Raw genomic sequence first — 20,701 nt, 5'->3', positions numbered from 1 at the left:
GTACTAAAACCGAACTGTTTTGTGCTATGCATCAAGGTGAGTTAAAGCAAGAGCTTAAAGAATTAGATGACAGTATCAAAGGCATGGTTGTCGCGAGCTTAGAATTAGAGGCGAGATTGCGTAAACTACCGCCTAAAGCGGAATGGCAAAGTGATGCTGGCATGATTGAACAAGTTAAAATGATGCTCGAGCAAAAAAACCAGATAGATGCAGAACGTATTAAAGAAGAAGTTGAATACACACAACACCTTAATGAAGTTGAAAACTATTATAATAATTATGTTATTCAAGCTGAAAAACACATATTCATCAACGTTGAAATCCACATTGGCAATGCATTTAATCGCACCCAACGTGAACATGGTCCGTGCATTGCCAAAAACGTCAATCAAGAAATATCATTCGATTACAGCAATCGCTAGCGAATTCAACACAGCAAATATAGGTAGAAATATACACTATGCAACAAGTACATTGGCCTGCAATACTCAAGTTTGATCAAGATGATGAGTTAATGTACCTAGTTAATCATCAAGATTGGTTAAGCTTTATTTGTGCAAATCAATTTACTCTTGATGCTAACGATAAACTTATCGATAGTGTAGGTCATGTCTATGGTATTCAAACACAATCACAACAGCTCACATCAGTGAATAGCAGCGTGGCAGAGCTGCCTTCGTTGCTCAAGCACAGTGATGATATGAGTGTATTACAACTATTGCCTCTTGTTCGTCAGTATGGCCAATTTCAAGGCCATTGCTGCAGCTCAAAAATTATCTTTACCACCATTGAACAAGGTATCGCGACTGTAGCTGAGTTAGAGCAGCTCTATTAAACCCGCTCTCCTAAATAAGACCTTTACCGCCTACTCATTGACGCCATCATGGTTAAGTTAAACACTTATCCTTGATGGCCTTTGTTAAATAAGTCAAAACTAAAATTAACCAATATAATGGCCTCCCCCATTGAGCAACACCCATCGCTCTGGCAAAATGCCCTCTATGCTCACAGCTCTTAACCCCTGAGAATCCTTAATGGAATTACTAAATATTGAATGTCTAGGTAAACGTTTGCGACTAGAAGGCTCGATTGCGGGCTGGCAGCAACTTTATTGGGACAATCAGCTAGTATCACAAAAGTCTGCCAGTGCCGCCGACCAAGCCTTTCACATCCATTCATTTGAACTGACCAGGCAAACATCTATCGCGACTGAAACCGAAAATACAAGCGCGAATCTAAGTGTCACGCCACTCCCAGTACGATTAGAAATCGATGTTAACTGGCAACCATTTCAACTTGATTATTGTTTGTTAATTGATGATGAGTCCATTACTCAAGGACAACGTACAGTTAAAGATATTGAGCGTCAAACACCTGAAGTTGCCGTGGTAAAAAACCAAAAAATCAGTGTTGTAGGCCTTGCCTCACTAGGTTTTAAACTGCTAAAAAGCGCTAAGGTAGTTAAGGTTCTTTTTGCAGGAGCCAGTGTTGCCGCCTATTCTTGGCTATTTTCATTTCAATTTGCCTTAGCCCTTATCGGTTGCTTAGTGTTTCATGAATATGGTCATATTCGAGCGATGAAACATTTCGGCATGAAAACCAAAGGGATCTATTTAATCCCTTTTGTTGGCGGTTTAGCCTTGAGCGATGAGCGGATCAACACCCGTTGGCAAGACGTGTATATTTCAATAATGGGCCCCACTTTTGGGCTGATTTTATCGATTATCTGTGTCGGACTTTATTGGATAACAGGTAACGTATTCTTTGCCGGATTAGCGGCATTTAATGCTCTGCTGAACCTGTTTAATTTATTGCCTATTTTACCTCTCGATGGCGGACATATATTAAAAAGCATTAGCTTTTCGATGAACAGCTTGATTGGCCTCATCGCCTGCATTTTAGGCGCGGCCATAGGCGTCTTCATTAGCTACAGCTTAGGCTTGGCTTTACTCGGTTTTTTATTGCTGATTGGCAGTGTCGAGATTATCTTTGAGTGGCGCGGACGACATCAGAGCCACTTATTACCTTTAGATCGCTATGGACAGATTTTCTCTACTGTATGGTATTTGCTCACAGTGGCAGGTTTAGTGGGCATTATTTGGTACTTTGCAGGCTCTGGCGATGAAATGTTAGCTATTCCATTGCAAATTCTGGGTAGTTAGTCCTATTGCCTGAATGCCAATAAAACCTAGTCTGATGACTGACCACATAAAAACGCCTGCATATTGCAGGCGTTTTTATTTGAATCTCTCTGTTTATTATACTGAGGGTAAAGCAAATACCTTGGTCATGACTTTATACAACTCAGTACCTTGGTGAACTGAGGCGGAGGCAAAATGTAAAATCGGTACGCAATCCATAGGCAAACTAATCGCTTGAAAAGCCTGATCAGTGCCATAAAGGTCAATACGTAAAATGTTGACCAATGGCTGCCCTGCAGCTAATGGCTCACCGACTACAGCACAATATTCAATCAAGCCCGCTTTAGGTGCATGACACTTTTTATAATCTCGTAAATAACAAGCAAATCGCGCCATTTTCGCTGGGCTAACGTTCTCAGCTATCACCCCGCGATAGCTTAAATAAGCCAATATACCTTTAGCATCCACGAGTGCGTCATCAAGATCAATGCGTTCTTGGCTGGCAAGCTCTAAGGTAAATGCCGACATGGGTACCGAAAAATCTCGGCCCTGGCTCGCTGCATATTGAGTTAATTGCCACCATGGACAAAATGTAGCTTCATCCATCGCGCCACCAAAACTATTGGGGATAACGAGGGTATAGGGTATTGAAAAATATCTCGCGGCATCGATATCATACTCAGGACAATAAAGATGTTTACACGATTTAGGGCCGGTATGTAAATCAAGCACTATGTCGGCTTGGTGCGCCATGGTCTGTAAATTTACCGCCAGACGATGACCTGTTGAGATCCCAAAAGGTTGCGCTAAGCGCTTTTGGCATGCTTCCACTAACATCGAGCGATAAGCCTGAAACAAAGCGTTATCGGTTAAATGTTGGTGTTCGCGATACCAAGCTTGAACATCCACTTGGTGATCAAAATACTCTCGATTCCAATTAACACCTGTAATAGGGTCAAATCGTCCTAAGGTAAACTCGCCACTCTTCTGATTAATTCCTAGCGGATTAGCTAATGGCGCAAAGGTAATATTACCTAACACCTGATAACCTTCCAACAAGGTCATCAGTTGATAAATTACCGCATTGCCCATCAACTAATATGAACATTGGCCTGAATATAGACACTAGGCGCAGAACTCTCACTACCAATGAATGAATATAGCGGCACTGTCAATGCTTGCCCTGTCGCCAACTCCCCGACCTGTACAGACGATTGGATTGCTTTAGTCATCTCAACACTCAAACAGATTTTGATGTAAGGCATTAACCACTTGCGCCGCCTCAGATTCAGCCACCAACACACATAAATTATGTGGGCTAGCACCTTGACAAATCATCCGTACATTATGGTTTTCAAGCACTTTAAACACCCGGCTACAAATACCCGCCGTCGAGGCGATACGATTACCAATAATGGCGATTAAGGCTAAATTTTCTTCAACTCTGACACGACAATGCTGCGATAGCTCTTGTAATAACGATTCGCTTAATAATCCTTGCCCGCTTGAATCAGAACCCGTTTTATCCAGCGTTAGCGATACGTTTACTTCAGAAGTGGTGATTAAATCAACCGATATTTTATGCCTTGCTAAGGTTGCAAACGTTTCTGCTAAAAAGCCTTGAGCATGCAACATTTGTAAACTATGAAGATTCAATAAAGTTTGATCGCGGCGCAATGCAACGGCTCTAAAAACAGGGGTATCTTCCACTTGATGACGGATCCAAGTTCCCCCCATTTCAGGTGCTTTACTGGATCCTACAAACACCTGAATTTTTTGTCTAACTGCCGGTAAAATGGTCGCAGGATGCAATACTTTAGCGCCGAAGGTGGCCATCTCAGCCGCTTCATTAAAACTAATTTCTGCAATAGGGCGAGCATTAGGCGCAAGTCGAGGGTCAGTGGTATAAATTCCGGCAACATCAGTCCAAATTTCAACCGCTGTAGCACAGAGGGCTTCAGCAAGTAGAGCTGCTGAATAATCACTGCCTCCACGGCCTAATGTCGTAGTTTTACCACTGTCATCTGCGCCAATGAAACCTTGAGTGACAATGACATAACGTGCAAGTAACGGCTGTAAAAAATCACCTGACAATGTTGCTATAGCTTCAATTTGTGGTTCTGCACGGCCAAAATGACTGTCGGTACGTAACACTTGACGTACATCAAAATGATCGGATGCGGTGCCTTTTTCACGGATAACGGCTGAAAATAAAATCGAAGAACATTGCTCGCCCGTCGACAGTAATTCGTCCATCACCGCTTTGCTACGATCCAGCTCTAGCGATTCACTTAATACCGACATCCGGCTGAGAATTTTATCAATGCTGGCGGCCACGTCTTGAGGACGTCCTAATTCGTCTAGGATCGCATATTGAATTTTGGCGATTTGCTTAAGCAATATCAAACGACGTTCATCATTAACATTCGCTTGGGTTAGCTCAACTAATAAGTTAGTCACACCACTGGAGGCGCTCACCACCACCAAACGAGTAGCAGGATTCGCCAAAACGATATCGGCACAACGACTCATAGAGGCATAGTCAGCCACTGACGTGCCACCAAATTTGGCAACCACTAATTCTGAGCGATGACTCTCAGGCGCAACATTATCTGGGGCAAGGTTCATACAGACGCCTCCGCAGTTTGCGAAAGACAACAAAATAAGATGTGATTTACTAACATGATATACGCTCCGAACACACTACGTTCGAAGAGCCTGGTGCTAAGATAACGCACCCTTATAGAAGGGAAACAGCAATCATCACCAGAAGCTCTCCACCAAAAAAATAGGTGACAATCGTTAGGATTCAGCCTAAACGACCGATATCAATGTTTGCCAAACAAACTGATACCTCGGCGCTAATCTCCATCATAAGTGGTCATTGGACTGGCATCCTCTCACTTACTACCTAGTTAACGCTCCTCTTCTGTTCCTCCCTAAGGAGGGAGTTGAAAATAGCAACAAATACCCTATCAAGTCAATCAGCAAAAACAGTAAAAAACACAGTTCTGCTAAAAATCGTGAATATTTGATAATTCAGGCACAGCAATAGCGGTTATATAATTGTTCTAGATTACGAAATAAAAGCCAATATCAAGCTAAAAAAACATCATGAACGCAATATATCGAGACAATTAACGCTGTATTGTATCTTTTTATAGTGCAATGTATTGTTTAACCGTTTAATTGCTTGAATAAACTTATCACTCATCACGGATATGACCGCACTCTGGCAGTTCATACACCAAACGCAGTCGGTGATTAAACGCCCCCATAGCCACTTCCGGTTTAATGGTATCAAGACATGCAATCAAGGATATTAAACCTCTATTAACATAATAAATAGCATATTGATTAAACTCGCGACCAAGCTCAACAGCCTGTTCTTTATCAATAAAAATAGCCCAACTCTTTTCCATATGCGACAAATCAGGTGCCGCACCGACTAGCGCGCGATAGGGACGATTATATTGTTGGATTTTAGATTGAAGCTGGCGATCAAGTAAGCGATTTTGACTAGGAGAGAGCCTAGTGCCGAGGGGGTTATGAGCAGTAACAATTGCAAATGGGAAATCATCAGAAAGGCGCTGAGTGAACAAAAAATGAGTTGTTTGATAGTCATCCCACAATGAATCTATAACATTTTTCATAGTAAATTTTCGTCAATTAAGCCAAAAATAGTCTATCAGATAGCTTAAATATCTAAAAGGTTTGAGATCTAGATCACAAGAATAATATTTAAAAATCATTAACTATTATAATGTTATCAACATTAATCTTTTATGTACTTCATTGGTATATTAATTTTTTAACATTTAATTTGTTAACAAATACCTAAAACGAGTACAATACCCTCTACTCATTAATAAATCACTTTTAGCGAAGTTGGCTACATACACCTCAAAAGCTCAGCAAATATTGTTGAGAGTGTGGTGATTTATTGATGTAAAGTTTACAGTCGTACTAAATTTGTTCTACATTTGATAAAACATTCATACGATTAAATAAGTTTGCGATAGAAGGAACTATCTTTCTAAATGGCATTCATAGTAAGTAAGCTTAGTTATAACAAATTTACACCACTTTTTACATCATCATGCTTTAAGTGCAAACGCACATCATAGTGTCATGATAATAAATAGACGTAAGCAGACTCAGTAACCAGCATTAACCGTTACGTAATAGAGTTTATAGAGAGTGTTTAATTCAGGGTAGACATAGATAAACACCAAAGAAATATCGGAATATTAGTGCATTAGCCCAAGCGCTTTTGCAACCTATTAGCACAAAGTGGCTAGAATCGAATTTTATAAAATCAGGTAAATATCATGCAAAATCCGCACATTTTAATTGTTGAAGATGAAGCTGTAACTCGTAATACATTGCGCAGTATTTTTGAAGCTGAAGGTTACGTTGTTACCGAAGCCAATGACGGTGCAGAAATGCATAAAGCGATGCAAGACAATAAGATAAATCTTGTTGTTATGGATATTAACTTACCCGGTAAAAATGGCTTGTTATTAGCACGTGAATTACGTGAAATTAATAACATCGGCCTTATTTTCTTAACGGGTCGTGACAACGAAGTTGATAAAATTCTTGGACTTGAAATTGGTGCTGATGACTACATCACTAAACCATTCAATCCTCGTGAATTAACCATCCGTGCTCGCAACTTGTTAACCCGCGTAAATAATGCTGCAGCAGAAACCGAAGAAAAAGGTTCTGTTGAGTTTTATCGCTTTAATGGCTGGAGCTTAGAAATCAACAGCCGTTCTTTGGTTAACCCACAAGGTGAAGCTTACAAGTTACCACGCAGTGAATTCCGTGCAATGCTTCACTTTGTTGAAAACCCAGGTAAGATTTTAACCCGTGCTGACTTATTGTTAAAAATGACTGGCCGTGAATTAAAGCCACATGACCGCACTGTTGACGTGACAATCCGTCGTATCCGTAAGCATTTTGAAAGCTTACCTGATACGCCAGAAATCATCGCAACAATCCACGGTGAAGGCTATCGTTTTTGTGGTGACTTAGAAGCGTAATGTTGTTAAGTTTACACAATAAAAAAACCAGGTTAATCACCTGGTTTTTTTATGTTTATTTTTTAGCAAATGAAATAATAGTCAGCGAAACAATTATTTCAACTGTTGATCTAAAAACGCTGCTAATGTTTTATATAAATGATTTCGGACTTTCTCGCCGCGCATAGAGTGCTTAGACCCAGGATAATCCATCATTTGGAACAATTTACCTTCATCCTGTAATGCTTTATAGACTCGGGTACTGTTTTCAAACAAGACGTTGTCATCTGCCATGCCGTGATACACCAATAAACCCGACTGATAGTTTTTCACATAAGGTAGAATACTACTGGCATCGTAACCGTGTTGGTTAGTTTCAGGGTTGCCCATATAACGCTCGGTATAATGAGTGTCATACAAACGCCAATCTGTTACTGGCGCACCCGATATCGCCGCTTTAAAATAACCTGGTGCCTTAAACTGACTCATTAACGCCATGTAACCACCGTAGCTGTGACCATAAATAGCCACGTTGTCCCCATCAATAAAGGGTAAGCTACGCAGATAATCAACACCTACCTTTTGATCGTTCACTTCGGCATCACCCATGTTTTGATAAATCACATGTTCAAATTGAGTACCTCGGTGCGCCGAACCTCGGTTATCTAATTGAAATACTGCATAACCTTGCTGCAGTAAATATTGAGTAAAATAATCGGCTTCGCTCCAACTGTTGACCACTAACTGAGCATGCGGTCCACCATATACGCGCACCACAACCGGATACTGTTTAGCGGCATCAAAAGGCACTGGTTTAAACAATCGGTACTCGAGTGCTTGACCATCTTCAGCTCTTAGTTGGCCAAACTCAGGCATTTGCCATAATCCGGCATAATCATAAAGCGGATGATTTTTATCAATCTCATTTTGCTCAACCCAAGCGAGTTGTTTGCCACTATCGTTGTGTAAACTAATTTGTGGTGGTTGCTGCAAGCTACTAAAGTAATCTAAATAAACGGGTTTTTTATCCGCAAAGACCGCCTCATGCATACCCGATGCTTGACTAATTCGCTCAATTGAATCCATGCCTTTATTAAGATTAACGCGGTATAAGTGACGCTCAACCACACTGTCTTTACGACCAGAAAAATACACCCACCCAGTAGCTTCATCAACAAATTCAAGTGCATCTACAGCCCAATCACCTTGGGTTAATTGTTTAAGCTGCTTACCGTGCAAGTCAAATAAGTACAGATGATTAAAACCATCACGTTCAGATCCCCAAATAAAGGCAGCTTGTTGCTTTAGAAAGTGCAGATCATTGTTTAAGTTAATCCACGCTTTACTACGCTCTTCAATCATGGTTTCAGCTTGTTTCGGTGTACTTATCGAAGCAATGCGAAGATCGAGCGTTTGTTGATCGCGACTTTGCCATTGAAATGACACATGTTGGCTATCTGGCAACCAATCGACACGAGGTAAATACATGTCTTTTTGTTTGCCTAAATCGATCCAGTTAATACTACGATCTTTTAAGGTCACGACGCCAAGTGCTATCTCAACATTGGCTTTACCTGCATAAGGATAACGCTGTTCAGTTAATTTAATCCCTTCGGCATATATTTCATTACGAGTGACTAACTCGACACCTGATTCATCAATGCGAGTAAAAGCAATCGCCGACTCGTCTGGCGCCCACCAATAACCAGTCATGCGATCCATTTCTTCCTGGGCGACAAACTCTGCCATGGCATTTTTTATCGGCCCTTTGCCGTCAGTGGTTAAAGCGATCACTTTTTGCGTCTGTAACGACAACACATATAAATTTTGATCGCGCACAAACGACACAAAGTGACCTTTTGGAGATAAACGAGCATCGGTAGCAAAGCCTTCTCCGGTAGCTAATTCAGCGACTTTATTATTGGCAACATGATATAAATACAACTTACCTGCGGCAGGAATTAAAATACTTGCACTGTCTTGCGACCAAAAATACTCCATGATCCCTTGACCATAAATACGTTGACGCTCACGGCGGGCTTTTTCCTCATCAGACAGTTCTCCCCCTTCTAATTGATCTGCATTAATCAAGATGCTGCGTTTGCCGCTAGCAATATCCATTTGCCACAAATCATAAAAATGCTGATTATCTGCTCGGCTCGATAAATAGGTAACTCGCTTGCCGTCTGGGGATAGCGCTAATCCACGAGGGCTTGAACCCGCCAATGCGGGAGAGGCATGAATACGCTCAATAGTGAGTGGCGTAGTGTTACCTTGTATCGCCGTCAATGTTGCGGTGGTCGATGAGTTCATGATGCTGCCTTTAGCGGTTGCTGTTGCGGAAAAAACCGCGCTGGTAAAAAGGAATGGTACGGCAGACACTGCCGCTAAAGCATGATGCTTCCATGTTATTGTCATTATTATTAATCCTTGGGCAATTCAATCCGCCCACATTCTGCCTTAATTTACAGCAAAACCAAAACCCCAGATAACAATCGCTGAAATTAGCGTCATTGTGGGGTATGATTTGCATATAACTGATAAGAATGAATTACCTCGACCTTAACTTCGCAAAATCTCATAGGAAAAATCATGCAGACTTTGGCACAAACCCTTAACGCACAAGCCGTAAATACGTCTTTAGCACAATTACTGTTAACCTTAGCTGACACTTCAAAAGCCATTAGTGTTGCTGTTCGTCACGGTGCATTAGCCGGTGTTTTAGGCGCGACAGAACAAGAAAATATTCAAGGCGAAACTCAGAAAAAACTCGATGTCATCACTAATGACATGCTTAAAGATGCGCTAAAAACCGACGGTCACGTTCGTGGTTTAGCCTCTGAAGAAGAAGATTATGTGGTTGAAGTGAGTGCTAATGGAGAATATTTGGTGTGTTTTGATCCACTCGATGGTTCATCAAATATTGATATAAACTCATTGGTCGGTACCATTTTCTCTGTATTACCTGCACCAGACGGAGCCTTAAACGAGCAAAGTTTTTTACAGGCTGGTCGCAAGCAAGTGGCAGCCGGTTATGTATTATATGGACCATCAACCATGATGGCACTAACGACGGGTAATGGTACGCAATTTTATACTTTAGCTCCCGACAGCCAAGAGTTTTTACTGACCGACGATAACGTACAAATCACCCCAGACACTGCGGAGTTTGCCATTAATATGTCAAACCAACGTTTTTGGGAAGCCCCAATGCAAACCTATATAGCCGACTTATTACTCGGTTCAATTGGTCCACGCGAGCAATCATTTAACATGCGTTGGATTGCCGCCATGGTAGGTGATGTGCATCGCGTATTATGCCGTGGTGGTATTTTTACTTACCCAACAGACAATAAAAATCCTGAAAAACCTTTTAAGTTACGCTTAATGTACGAGGCGAACCCAATGGCATTGCTCGTTGAGCAAGCGGGCGGCAGAGCTTCAACCGGCTACGAAACCATATTGGATATTGAGCCAACAGCCATTCATCAGCGTGTAGCGGTGATTTTAGGTAGCGCCAACGAAGTCGATACTTGCTTGAGCTATCACGGTATTGATTACAGCGAAGAACCATCAATCGACTAAATTGAGCCATTAAAAAAACCGCCTTTGGGCGGTTTTTTAGTCTGGGGCGCTAAGTAACCAAGTCCATCAGCATCAATCTTCTGAGTATGAGTATGAGTATGAGTATTAGATACTTACCATCGATAAAACCTTAAGTTCAACCCCTAAGTACGGAGAGAAAGAAGCATTTCTTTACAATAACTTAAATAACCTCTAAGTTAATTTATTCAATATTGATAATGGACTATAGCGATGCAGCAAGTCAGCTCATCGAATAAAAAGACATATATTGCAGCTATTGTAGTATTACTGCTTATCAGCCTAGGATGTTATGTCTATCTCACGTTAACTAAACTAGCATATTTACAAAATGGTACGGTTTTAGTGCTCCCGGTAAACCTCACATCAGACAAGATTGAACCACAATGGAATCGCTATGCTGCGATGGATATGCTTATCCATCAACTCAATCTAGGGGTTAATTACCCCTTGCTGCAAACTGAGGATATTATCAATATCATCTCACTTATCTCGAGAAAGCACTCAGATAAAGCGGCCGATATTCAGCAAATTATGGCGATTTCTGGCGCAGTCTTGGTGATTGAATCAAGTATTAAAGGCACTAATAATCAATACCAATTAGCCTTTACATTACACAAACAACACAGTAGTGAAAGTGATGTCGTTAATGTAGCGAGCATAGAGCAAGCATTGCTCACTGCAGCCGAGTTGATTAATCAACAGGTCCATCCACAGCACAGTAAAATCACAGAGCAATTCGATTCACGTTTTAGCCCGCCACAACTAATTCACGCAATAGCTCTGATGCAAGGTGGTGATAGCGTCGCAGCAGAGGAGCAATTATCTGCGCTCATAGATACTGCGCCCGATAACTTAGTCGCTCTACGCCTACTTGCCATGATTCAATTACAGCGACATCAATATCAACGACTGAATAGCACATTGACTGCCGCAATCATTGAAGCTTCTCGCCAAAAAGATGAACGAGAGCTGGCCAGGTTCAGATTACTCTTAGCCCAAAGTTACACTGAAACCAATAAGATAGAACACGCACTAAGCGTGCTTAGTATCGCCAAAACTAATGCTGCAAAAGTGCAAGACTGGCTAACGCTGGGTTATATATCACAGCTTGCTGGTGTGATAAATCAGCGCATCGGCCGTAATGCAGATGCCAGAGAGCAATTTAAAAAAGCCATTGAATATCATAAAATGATGGGCTACCCCGTAGGGCAAACACAAGCACTCAACGATTTAGCGGAATTAGAAATGGTTGAACATAACTACCCGCAAGCTTATCGATATATTAATCGCTCTTATGAACTGGTTGCGCATCGCCGTTTAGATGATTTAGAAACATCTACATTAAAGATTATGTCTAAAATTGAAAATAAAATGCAGCATAGATAAGGTCTTATAGTATCGCTAACCATTCTAGCCATAGGTTTGAATAGAAAATCCCAACGATACAATCCTCAGCACATCGTTTGCGTAAAAACATTAAACATAAAAATGGCCTGCTTGTGCAGGCCATGTTTATAAACAACTAAATAACCATGATGATCACTCGATTATGGCTATGCTTCTTCAGCAGCTTTTGCCGCCTCAAGCTGATGTACTTGCTCAGTTTGATCGACAATAGTTAATACCGCAGTATCGCCCACCACGTTACATGATGTCAGCACCATATCAATAATACGATCCAATGCAGCCACAATAACAAATGCCTCTGTTGGTAAACCTAATTGATAAATCAACACCCCAATCATCACCATGCCGCCGCCAGGAACGCCACCCGCACCTACTGACAATAAAAACACGCTAAACAGTAACGATGGGATTTGCTCATTGCTGATAGGCATCCCAAAGGCATTAGCAACGAAGAAAATCGCAATAGTGATATAAATCGATACCCCCCCCATATTCATAGTTGCACCAAGCGGTACACCAAAACCAGCAACCGCTTTACTCACCCCTAACTTGTCTGTCAGTGTGCGCATGGTGACTGGAATTGTCGCATTTGAACTGGCTGTTGATAGCGAAAATAAAATTTGCTCTTGGGTTTTCTCGCGAAAGGTTTTCGCTGAAATTGGGGTAAATAAACTGACAGAATAGGGATATACGATAAAAATCCATATCAACAACAATGCCAAAATAAGCACTAAATACTCGACAACACTGACAAAAATTTCAGGCTCTAAGGTTGCACCTAATTTAAACATCAGGGCAAATACACCGTACGGCGCTAAACTCATAACCACTGAAATTAAACGCATCATGATTTTATTGGCAGTTTGAAATCCTTTCACCGCACCTTCAACAGATGCGCCCATTGACTTGATCACGCCGCCCATTAATAGCGCCATAAATATCACTTGCAGCATATTGCCAGAGGTAAAAGCTGAAAAAGGATTATTTGGCACAATACTCACAATTAACGACATTAAATCTGGCAGTTCAGTCGCAGTAATATCCAGCGAGCCATTGCTCGACATATCCACGCCTTTACCAGGTTCAAATATCATAGCAACGGTAAAGGCAGCTAAAATAGCAATCACGGTATTAATAATATAAAAACCAAAGGTTTTACCGCCTAAACGACCAAAACTTTTTAAATCTTGTAATTCACACACACCACAAACAATACTCACAAACACCAGTGGCACGACTAGCATCATGATCATATTAACAAACATGGTGCCAACACCACTTGCCAGAGTCACTAATGTGCCACCAAAAAAAGCATTATCGGCTAATAAAAACTGCACAATACTGCCCAGCATAACCCCGAGAAATAGACCAATAAAGATCCGTGCAGAAAGTGATTTTGTCATATTTTTTCCCATTCGAAATGCAACATTAGTTGCTAATTATTATTAATATACCCAATCCTAGGCATTTTTTTTATTCGAGCGCAGTGATACTGAGACATAGACAAAGATAATTCAATCATCATCTGAACAAAGCTGACCACTTTTTACAGACTTCATATCTAAATAATTATAAATGCCATAATAAACATACGATTAGCCAATCAAAACATTAGTAAGTAAGGACATATTTATCGCAGAAAACCATTTATCATAACTGCAACACTGATTAATGCTGGCTCAAATGCCATAAATGGACAGTGCTTATAACCTCTAAAAGCGCAATAACGACAAGATGAGCTTTTTTGCCAGCATATGTTGTTGCTTAATACTGACATGATAGCGTGCCACCCAAGCCACTAATTGATCCCAATCTTCTGCTAGGCCTTTGCTGCCATCAATGACATCAGAGGTCGATGAACTCGGCATAAGTCGATTGACTAAAGGCGATGGCTGTAACCCAAGGTATTCACCAGGGTTATTTTTAGCCGCGATAGTTTCATTGATATAAGCTAACTGACGCTGCTGATTATAAAAATCTGTCGTTGAATTGATTTGCGGCAATGCCAGTAATGTTGCGGGTGCACTGAGGGCTAATTGAGGAACAACGAGGTGTTGGCAATGATCTAGGCTATGGGCAATCATTAACCCGGCGGGATCTAAATCGGTAAACGCAATCACTTGCACCTTGGTAGGATCAATCAAACCTAAGAAATGTTTGCATCCAGCGGGGGAATAATGATGACTGCCGCGATACAACACCATGCACCGCTCCATAAGCTTAGCCATAGATTGATCAAACTGATACTGGAAAACGTTATCAAAACTGTCTAAGTTTTCCACCACCATAATGCAGTTAATGGCGAGCTGTTCGCAAAGGTTAACGGCACGATCAACCTTAAGTCTTAGTGCGCAATCATGCTCGGCCAATAGGCCTTGGCATAACGGTGGGGCTAACTTTAGCAGCAGATAGTCGGCTTCTGGCGCAATATTGGCGTATTTCTCATTCGCGCTTTGCTGCGACATTTGTTGGCGTGTCACATCAAAGTCTAGCGCTAGAATATCTAGGCCGGTATCGATTTGTGCCATTTGTCGCAGTAACTGATGATCGTTAACGCTTAAGTACAATTGCTTTTGGGCGCCGTCGGTTTCACCTATTTGCCACAGACGATAAACATGTTGCCAACCGGCATTAAATGGCACTCGCGGCAATCGTTGTTTTGCTGCGCGAGCCAACATTTGCAAGTGATGTTTACTGATACTCGCCATCTAGACTCTTCATCTTTTATATTGATCGTTTCAGTTTATTACACGTTAACAATATTGATCGCCGACAAGCTTAATGTCCAACGAAATGACGGCAAGGTTACGCTAACCAAAGTTCAACATCGTGAATGACAAAGTTGCCACTATATACCGGGTCAGGCTTTCCTATAGGTTCAAGCTCAAAGTAATTCTTATGCTCATCAGCTAAGCCTTCATAGCCACCAATCACCTGATATAGCCAACTTTCTGCATCCCACTGCAATTGTTTCTCTGTAAGGTAACTAAGCGCCGATTGACGCAGACCTGAATCAATCACTTCACAGAAATACTCATCAACAGCAATTTTCAGAGGGTTTTCAGGGATATCAAAATCTTCACTGTCACCCATTTCAAAGGTCACGTTGTGTTCACGCAGCATGGCCGGTAATGAATCACGGCTGATGGCTTTCACTTGCGCGACCAAACTCATTAGCTCAAGTTCATGATGCGGATTAGCAACATCAACACTCGCGGGGGCTATCAAGGCTTCAGCGCAGTTGAACAATACAGGTACTGTTTTATGCACCACATGGTTTTCAGGTTGATAATCTGGATGCATGCTGGTGTGTAATAACCAGCCTTTTAGTAATCTGGTGCGTCCTTGTATTTGTCTAAACCGGCCCAATAACTCGTACAATCGCGCTTGTACAATGCTTAATTCCTGGGTGCATTGACTTAAGGTTTCTTGCAAGCTCGTCATTAGTAAGCGGCGCAGTTCGCGGATATCACCAGCAATTTCACCTAGCTCGCTAAATTGGAACATGTCTAAACCGTTGAGCAGTTCTGATACTTGGCTTTGAGCTAATTCGTTTTCGCGAATTTTCGCACTTATGGTGCCTACATAGCCAAATTCATTATTAATGCGGCTCCACAACACCCGGATTGAATAACGTAAACTGTCGGTAAAACTGTACACATGCTCATTTAAATCAGCTAAATAGGCTTCCGCTGCGCTAAAATCAACATCGCGGCGCGCTTCTTTATAGTGATCGGCTAAGGTTTTTATCGTCGCGAGCGCCGAACCGACGTTAGCATCAATTTGTCTGTTGCGCTCATCGCTTAAGGCTTCTTCCAATAATGCCCGCACTGAACGCTTTAAGCGCAGTTCTTGATCAGGCTCAGGGCGCCATAAAATGCCACTTTTTCTTAATTTTTCAATAACGCCACTATCATGGGCAGTATCGCTAATCGACCCCGCTAAATAGGCATCCATAATGACGTCGGCATGCCGCCCAAGTTGTTTGAGCAGCTTTACCCCAGCTTGGTGTAAGTTGCTGCTCATATAAGATCCCTTTGGGTCGCGGTTTCGGCTTGAGCCTCAAGACTTAGCCCTTCGGTTTCATCAATAAAACGGATCACTTCGTACAAATAATCGAGTTTACCCGTGGCGATATAAATCTGTTTTTCACTATTGGGTTTGGTTAAATAACCCAGCTCCACTAACCGCTTAAACACCAACTTAATTTGGCCATCAACGTTAGTACTGCTTGAACCAAATAATCGATAATGGCTCAACTTAGTCAGCTGTTCTCTGAAGGCTGGCGTGTCTTCAATCCGTGCTTGTAAGTCGGTTAAGCGAATAGGGGCACCTTCGCTTAAAGGCGCATCTTGACCACTGGCTTCTTGCACCAGAACTAACCATTCCACCAATGGGATAAGCGCGGCGCAAATATCTTTAAACTGCGACGAAATCACTTTACGTTCCACTTCGCCCAGCTGCAAATAGCCGCAAAAAAACACTTCGCCTTCACCAGCGCTGGCAACGGTACGATTAATTTGATTCAGATAGGTTTCAACTCGGTCACGAGTACTATTATTCTTTAGGGCGCGCCAGCCGTCTTCGTTAGTCACACGGCAAACAAATTCACCGCGCAGCAGTTGCTCAATTAACGCACCAGTACCTACTAAGGTTGTTTCAGTCGAATCTGACATTAGATGTGCTCCTTAGCAGTTTCAGTCATGCTGGTGTCGGTATCGGTCATTTCAGCATTACGTTGTGATAAACGTGCCGCTAATGGGTTGGCTTTTGGCTTCACCACTTGCAATTTTTTAGTTTGTTTATTGATGATATAACGGTTAGCAAATAGATTTAACACTTCAGATTCTGGGTTCGGAAATGCGCCTAATACACTAATATTATTGTTTTCACAGGCATCGAAAATTTTCTTCACGTTGGTGTGATGCAAAGTGCCTAACTCATCGATGGGCCAATGAATGGTCACATTGGCTTTGCCACGTAATAAACGAGTAAACGCTAATAAGAATTTACATAAAATCAAGTAGGCCATGCCATGACTAGACGATTCGTTTAATTGGCGATCGGTACGAATAATTAAGTCGCTGTTACCTTCTTTTAGTCGCAGCTCAATTTCGAGCAGTTTGGCTATGCCGCCAGTTAATGCTGCGCGACCAATAATGTCTAAAGCGCGGCGCATTGAGTTAGTGTAGTGTTCGTCTGGTAGCTGACTAAAACCGTCTGCCTTCCACGCTTTAAAGGCTTTAACAAACACTTCAAGTTCGGGCCAAAATTCAAGTTCACTAATGCGCGAGCGAATACGGACCGCAGACTCTGATACGCCATCAAGAAATAACTCCTCGCCCACTTCACGGGTAATGCGCGCGCTTTGGCTGGCAATACGGCGATCGATATCAGTTAACACATCATAAAACGCGGTTAAGTCGATACCAAAAATTCGTCCTTGCTCACGAATCGCCATTAACGATTGCGGCACCATCACATTCAGTAGCTGTTCAAGCTGTGGCACCAACTTACGGTAGTCAAGTAAACGAATGCCTTTATCGTTGACAAAGCTCGACTCATCGCGGGCTCGTTCCCAAAACTCGGCTAAACTTGAACCTGATTTACTGGCAATAACCGAATCAAAGTGCTCAACATATTGCTTCACTGAACCCATTAAATAGTCGCGTTTTAGCAATAAATCTTCGCCTTGACGCAAACGTTCACCAATACCGCCGGTCGCTTCATCATTGTTGCCGGGCAGTTTAAGCTCTGCGAGTTTGCGCATCACTGCACGCAGTTTAGTGAGGTTTTCAGAGGCCTCAACTTGGGCAGCATCACAAGCTTTACGGTCGGTTTCTAGGCTGTCACGACGTTGCTTAATTTCTGTGGTTTTTGCTTTTAATTGCTGCTCTAATTCCAGCGTAGCACGCTTAACATCGGCTAATTGAGTTTGCAATTTTGGCTTACGCACCAACCAAGTGTGCTGATACCAATCATCAAAACGCAGCACATCACTGCGACGTTGTTCAGCATGACTAATTTTGGCTTCAAGATCGCGTATTTGCTTTTTAAGCGCCAAAATCGTGCCTTCATCAACTCCACGTGACTTAAGCTCGTTTTTGTACCAGGTTTCACCGGCCTTTTGTTCGGTTTTAGCATTAGCGCGGCGTTGTTCAATATTGGCTTTAATTTGCCCCAATTGATTATCAATGGCGCCGACCACTTCTTGCCAATAAGCATTTTTTTCCATACGCGCTTCCAGCGCCTGCTCTTTTTGCTCTGTTAACCAACCAAGATGCTGATTATGAAGTTGCTTAAGCTCATACTCAAGCTGCACTAATCTTTTGCTCGAATCTGCTTTGCGATCGGTTACTGCTTGATTAATTTTTTGTTGTTCGTTACGTTTTTCATCAAATAAACGGCGCAAGTCTTCACGACTATTTTTATAGGCTGTGCGAGCAAAGGTCAGCTCACGGGTAATACTATCGAGCGCTGCATTCATGGCAACCAGCTGATCTTCCGCTTCTGCATGCATTTCTTGAGCGCTTTGCAATGCGTCTTCTGCTTTGGCTAAGCGAATACGCAAATCTTGCTCTGTTGCGGCATACTCGGGAACATCAATCGCTTTGAGGTCGAGATTCACCCCGAAGAGAGCTTCACTGCTGTCTTGGGTTAGGCTTGGGTGTAAGTCACTGCGATGCAACAACTCTGGAGCGATAACCTTACCAAAGGTGTGCTCCCAACCGTGGGCTTCTTTTCGCAAAAATTCCAATAGTGTATGCGACTGCGGGAACAGCATATGGTGCAGTTCTTCTTTGGCATTTTCTCTGTCGCTGACACGAATAGTGGCAATGCGCAGCGCTTCATTCGCTTGATCGCGTTTGGCCCGTTGTTTACGTTCTTCAGTGGTTAAGCGATCGACCTTTTGATTGCAGGTTTCTTGCTCTTCGTCGGCCAAACTAATACGCTCATCAAAAATGGCTAGGCGCATTTTTTCATCTTCGGTATAAGTCACACCATCCACTTGATGTTTGAGCTCGGCAGCAGTTAATTTGAGTTGATATTCTTGTTCGCTGAATGTTGCTTTACCCACATCGGTTTGTTCACGCCATTGCAGTTCTAACTTAGCAAGGTCGTCATTGGCGAGTTCGCGCTGCTTATCGCGGGCTTCACGTTGAGCGTCTTGTTCAATATGTAAGACTTCAAGTTCACGATGTAATTGCTCAGCAATTTTACTGCGACGTGCATTAAAAGCCGCTTCGATGTCTTGGTGTTTTTCGGTTTGTAATTTATGACGTTCGTTAAGATTTTCAACATCACTGCGCCAATTCGGCAAATTATCAAGGTCTGCTTTGGCTTGTTCAATATCGGCATCTAAAAAAGCGGCGTGCTGATCTTCAATGGCATTGAGTTCATCTTCAAACTTACCAGAATCGCCTTTTGCTGCTGATAATTCTTGGTTTAGCTCATCACGAACATCTTTCCACTCTTCATCTAACAAGCGTAACTTGAGGTTTAACTCTTTGCCATGAGTTTGATTACGGTCTTGGCGCTCAGACTCTAAGGTTTCATCGGCGCGATAACCGCGCGATAAACTGGCTAAGCGTAACTCGGCACTTAATAACTGATTAAATTCTTGTTCGAGCTTGTCATATTCTGGGCGGATTTGCTCAAAACCTTGCACCAGCTGGCTTTCACGGATCCAGGTTTCTACTCGCTGCGGATTGAGTCTAGAAGTCGGCGGGTTAACACCATCTTCCTCTAAAATGGCTGCGATCATTGATTTAACCGTTTCCATTTTGCCCTCTTTCGAGTGCACTGCTTTGGCGAGTTTTTCGATATGACGCAAGCTATGGTCGCCGTCACACAAGGAGAACTGACGCGCATAAGTGCGCAACTCATTGCGGTTACTACCGGTATTCAGCAAGCTGCGATCGTTTTGAATGATCGCGCGAAACTCGCGGGTATTTAACAAGTTAGTATGAGCAACTCCATCACGTTTTACTTCACGGCCAAGCTCTGCCATTGAATGACAAATAATGGTGTCGCCATTACGTGACTTAATGTAATGCTCTAACTCAAAACCGCGGGCTATAAAGCGGTAGTTAACCCCTTTACCGTCACCTGCTGAGGCTAAAACAGCTTGATAAAGTAATCCATCATCTTTTTGATATTCATAGATAATGTAGCTTGAATCATGGGGTAAATACCAACGTTCAAAACTGTCACGTGTTGAAGGCACCACTCGGCTTGGATATTCGCCATAAAATACCGGCACCAGACGTTGTAAGGTTGTTTTACCCGAGGCATTGGTACCGCAAATATTAGTGTGACCACTTAATAACAGTTCGACCACACCCGGTAGGTGGGTGTTAATTAACACGATTCTAATCAAGCTTGGCATGATAATCCTTTTCCAAACAGCTCACATTACAGTGACTAAAAAGCAAAATACGGATGAAAAAATAACGTCTGTTTTTTCAATGTCAATAAAGTAAAACAAACGCGGCCTAGAGGCAATTTTCACCCACAAAA

General features: G+C 42.2%; 14 protein-coding genes, 1 pseudogene and 1 riboswitch. Of the genes and pseudogenes, 6 read left to right on the top strand and 9 right to left on the bottom strand.

Going from position 1 to position 20,701, the window contains the following annotated elements; translation table 11 throughout:
- The 3 genes from H5185_RS06785 to H5185_RS06775 all read left to right on the top strand — a co-directional run.
- A partial coding sequence (locus H5185_RS06785; protein ID WP_182741676.1) for a FapA family protein occupies positions 1-422 on the top strand: 422 nt, incomplete at its 5' end.
- Between the two features lie 38 nt (positions 423-460).
- A complete protein-coding gene (locus H5185_RS06780; protein WP_182741675.1) occupies positions 461-835 on the top strand; it encodes a DUF4144 domain-containing protein in 375 nt (124 codons plus the stop codon).
- A gap of 199 nt (positions 836-1,034) precedes the next feature.
- The gene (locus tag H5185_RS06775; RefSeq protein WP_182741674.1) at positions 1,035-2,162 is read left to right on the top strand and encodes a site-2 protease family protein; all 1,128 of its coding nucleotides are present in this window, start codon (positions 1,035-1,037) and stop codon (positions 2,160-2,162) included.
- Between the two features lie 96 nt (positions 2,163-2,258).
- Here H5185_RS06775 and H5185_RS06770 read toward each other — a convergent pair.
- From H5185_RS06770 to H5185_RS06760, 3 genes and pseudogenes are all read right to left on the bottom strand, one after another.
- Positions 2,259-3,373: pseudogene (locus H5185_RS06770) on the bottom strand (succinylglutamate desuccinylase/aspartoacylase family protein).
- Between the two features lies 1 nt (position 3,374).
- Entirely contained in the window at positions 3,375-4,769 is a 1,395-nt protein-coding gene (lysC, locus tag H5185_RS06765; protein WP_124017309.1) for a lysine-sensitive aspartokinase 3, read from the bottom strand.
- Positions 4,770-4,903: 134 nt separating this feature from the next.
- A riboswitch (Lysine riboswitch) is annotated at positions 4,904-5,078 on the bottom strand.
- A 269-nt stretch (positions 5,079-5,347) separates the two neighbouring features.
- Positions 5,348-5,794: a DUF3293 domain-containing protein gene (locus tag H5185_RS06760; RefSeq protein WP_124017308.1), complete on the bottom strand. Its 447-nt coding sequence runs from the start codon at positions 5,792-5,794 to the stop codon at positions 5,348-5,350.
- 678 nt (positions 5,795-6,472) lie between these two features.
- On the opposite strand from H5185_RS06760, the gene arcA reads away from it, so the two are divergent.
- Entirely contained in the window at positions 6,473-7,189 is a 717-nt protein-coding gene (arcA, locus tag H5185_RS06755; RefSeq protein WP_124017307.1) for a two-component system response regulator ArcA, read from the top strand.
- A 93-nt stretch (positions 7,190-7,282) separates the two neighbouring features.
- On the opposite strand, the gene H5185_RS06750 is transcribed toward arcA, so the two are convergent.
- Positions 7,283-9,586: a S9 family peptidase gene (locus tag H5185_RS06750; RefSeq protein WP_182741673.1), complete on the bottom strand. Its 2,304-nt coding sequence runs from the start codon at positions 9,584-9,586 to the stop codon at positions 7,283-7,285.
- Positions 9,587-9,760: 174 nt separating this feature from the next.
- Here H5185_RS06750 and H5185_RS06745 point away from each other — a divergent pair, with 174 nt between their 5' ends.
- Both H5185_RS06745 and H5185_RS06740 read left to right on the top strand, forming a co-directional pair.
- Positions 9,761-10,753 (top strand): class 1 fructose-bisphosphatase, encoded by a 993-nt coding sequence (locus tag H5185_RS06745; protein WP_182741672.1) that lies wholly within the window; start codon positions 9,761-9,763, stop codon positions 10,751-10,753.
- 231 nt (positions 10,754-10,984) lie between these two features.
- A complete protein-coding gene (locus H5185_RS06740; protein WP_182741671.1) occupies positions 10,985-12,160 on the top strand; it encodes a lipopolysaccharide assembly protein LapB in 1,176 nt (391 codons plus the stop codon).
- 167 nt (positions 12,161-12,327) lie between these two features.
- On the opposite strand, the gene H5185_RS06735 is transcribed toward H5185_RS06740, so the two are convergent.
- The 5 genes from H5185_RS06735 to H5185_RS06715 form a co-directional block, all read right to left on the bottom strand.
- Positions 12,328-13,584 (bottom strand): dicarboxylate/amino acid:cation symporter, encoded by a 1,257-nt coding sequence (locus H5185_RS06735; protein ID WP_182741670.1) that lies wholly within the window; start codon positions 13,582-13,584, stop codon positions 12,328-12,330.
- Positions 13,585-13,893: 309 nt separating this feature from the next.
- On the bottom strand, positions 13,894-14,889 hold the full coding sequence (locus tag H5185_RS06730) for a hypothetical protein (RefSeq protein ID WP_182741669.1): 996 nt from the start codon (positions 14,887-14,889) through the stop codon (positions 13,894-13,896).
- A gap of 97 nt (positions 14,890-14,986) precedes the next feature.
- A complete protein-coding gene (locus H5185_RS06725; protein ID WP_124017301.1) occupies positions 14,987-16,207 on the bottom strand; it encodes a phosphoenolpyruvate carboxylase in 1,221 nt (406 codons plus the stop codon).
- On the bottom strand, positions 16,204-16,857 hold the full coding sequence (locus H5185_RS06720; protein WP_124017300.1) for a hypothetical protein: 654 nt from the start codon (positions 16,855-16,857) through the stop codon (positions 16,204-16,206). The genes H5185_RS06725 and H5185_RS06720 overlap by 4 nt, the downstream gene beginning before the upstream one ends.
- On the bottom strand, positions 16,857-20,570 hold the full coding sequence (locus H5185_RS06715; RefSeq protein ID WP_182741668.1) for an ATP-binding protein: 3,714 nt from the start codon (positions 20,568-20,570) through the stop codon (positions 16,857-16,859). The genes H5185_RS06720 and H5185_RS06715 overlap by 1 nt, the downstream gene beginning before the upstream one ends.
- Between the last annotated feature and the right edge of the window lie 131 nt (positions 20,571-20,701).

Source organism: Shewanella sp. SG44-6 (genome assembly GCF_014164185.1).
Classification (GTDB): Bacteria; Pseudomonadota; Gammaproteobacteria; order Enterobacterales; family Shewanellaceae; genus Shewanella; species Shewanella vesiculosa.
This window is presented reverse-complemented; position numbering and strand designations above follow the sequence as displayed.

Bases quoted from the DNA above. Each gene is read 5' to 3' on its own strand.
- H5185_RS06725 (WP_124017301.1), bottom strand. From the start codon at position 16,207: ATGAGCAGCAACTTACACCAAGCTGGGGTAAAGCTGCTCAAACAACTT.
- H5185_RS06775 (WP_182741674.1), top strand. From the start codon at position 1,035: ATGGAATTACTAAATATTGAATGTCTAGGTAAACGTTTGCGACTAGAA.
- H5185_RS06715 (WP_182741668.1), bottom strand. From the start codon at position 20,570: ATGCCAAGCTTGATTAGAATCGTGTTAATTAACACCCACCTACCGGGT.
- H5185_RS06720 (WP_124017300.1), bottom strand. From the start codon at position 16,857: ATGTCAGATTCGACTGAAACAACCTTAGTAGGTACTGGTGCGTTAATT.
- H5185_RS06750 (WP_182741673.1), bottom strand. From the start codon at position 9,586: ATGACAATAACATGGAAGCATCATGCTTTAGCGGCAGTGTCTGCCGTA.
- H5185_RS06740 (WP_182741671.1), top strand. From the start codon at position 10,985: ATGCAGCAAGTCAGCTCATCGAATAAAAAGACATATATTGCAGCTATT.
- arcA (WP_124017307.1), top strand. From the start codon at position 6,473: ATGCAAAATCCGCACATTTTAATTGTTGAAGATGAAGCTGTAACTCGT.
- H5185_RS06745 (WP_182741672.1), top strand. From the start codon at position 9,761: ATGCAGACTTTGGCACAAACCCTTAACGCACAAGCCGTAAATACGTCT.
- H5185_RS06730 (WP_182741669.1), bottom strand. From the start codon at position 14,889: ATGGCGAGTATCAGTAAACATCACTTGCAAATGTTGGCTCGCGCAGCA.
- lysC (WP_124017309.1), bottom strand. From the start codon at position 4,769: ATGAACCTTGCCCCAGATAATGTTGCGCCTGAGAGTCATCGCTCAGAA.
- H5185_RS06735 (WP_182741670.1), bottom strand. From the start codon at position 13,584: ATGACAAAATCACTTTCTGCACGGATCTTTATTGGTCTATTTCTCGGG.
- H5185_RS06780 (WP_182741675.1), top strand. From the start codon at position 461: ATGCAACAAGTACATTGGCCTGCAATACTCAAGTTTGATCAAGATGAT.
- H5185_RS06760 (WP_124017308.1), bottom strand. From the start codon at position 5,794: ATGAAAAATGTTATAGATTCATTGTGGGATGACTATCAAACAACTCAT.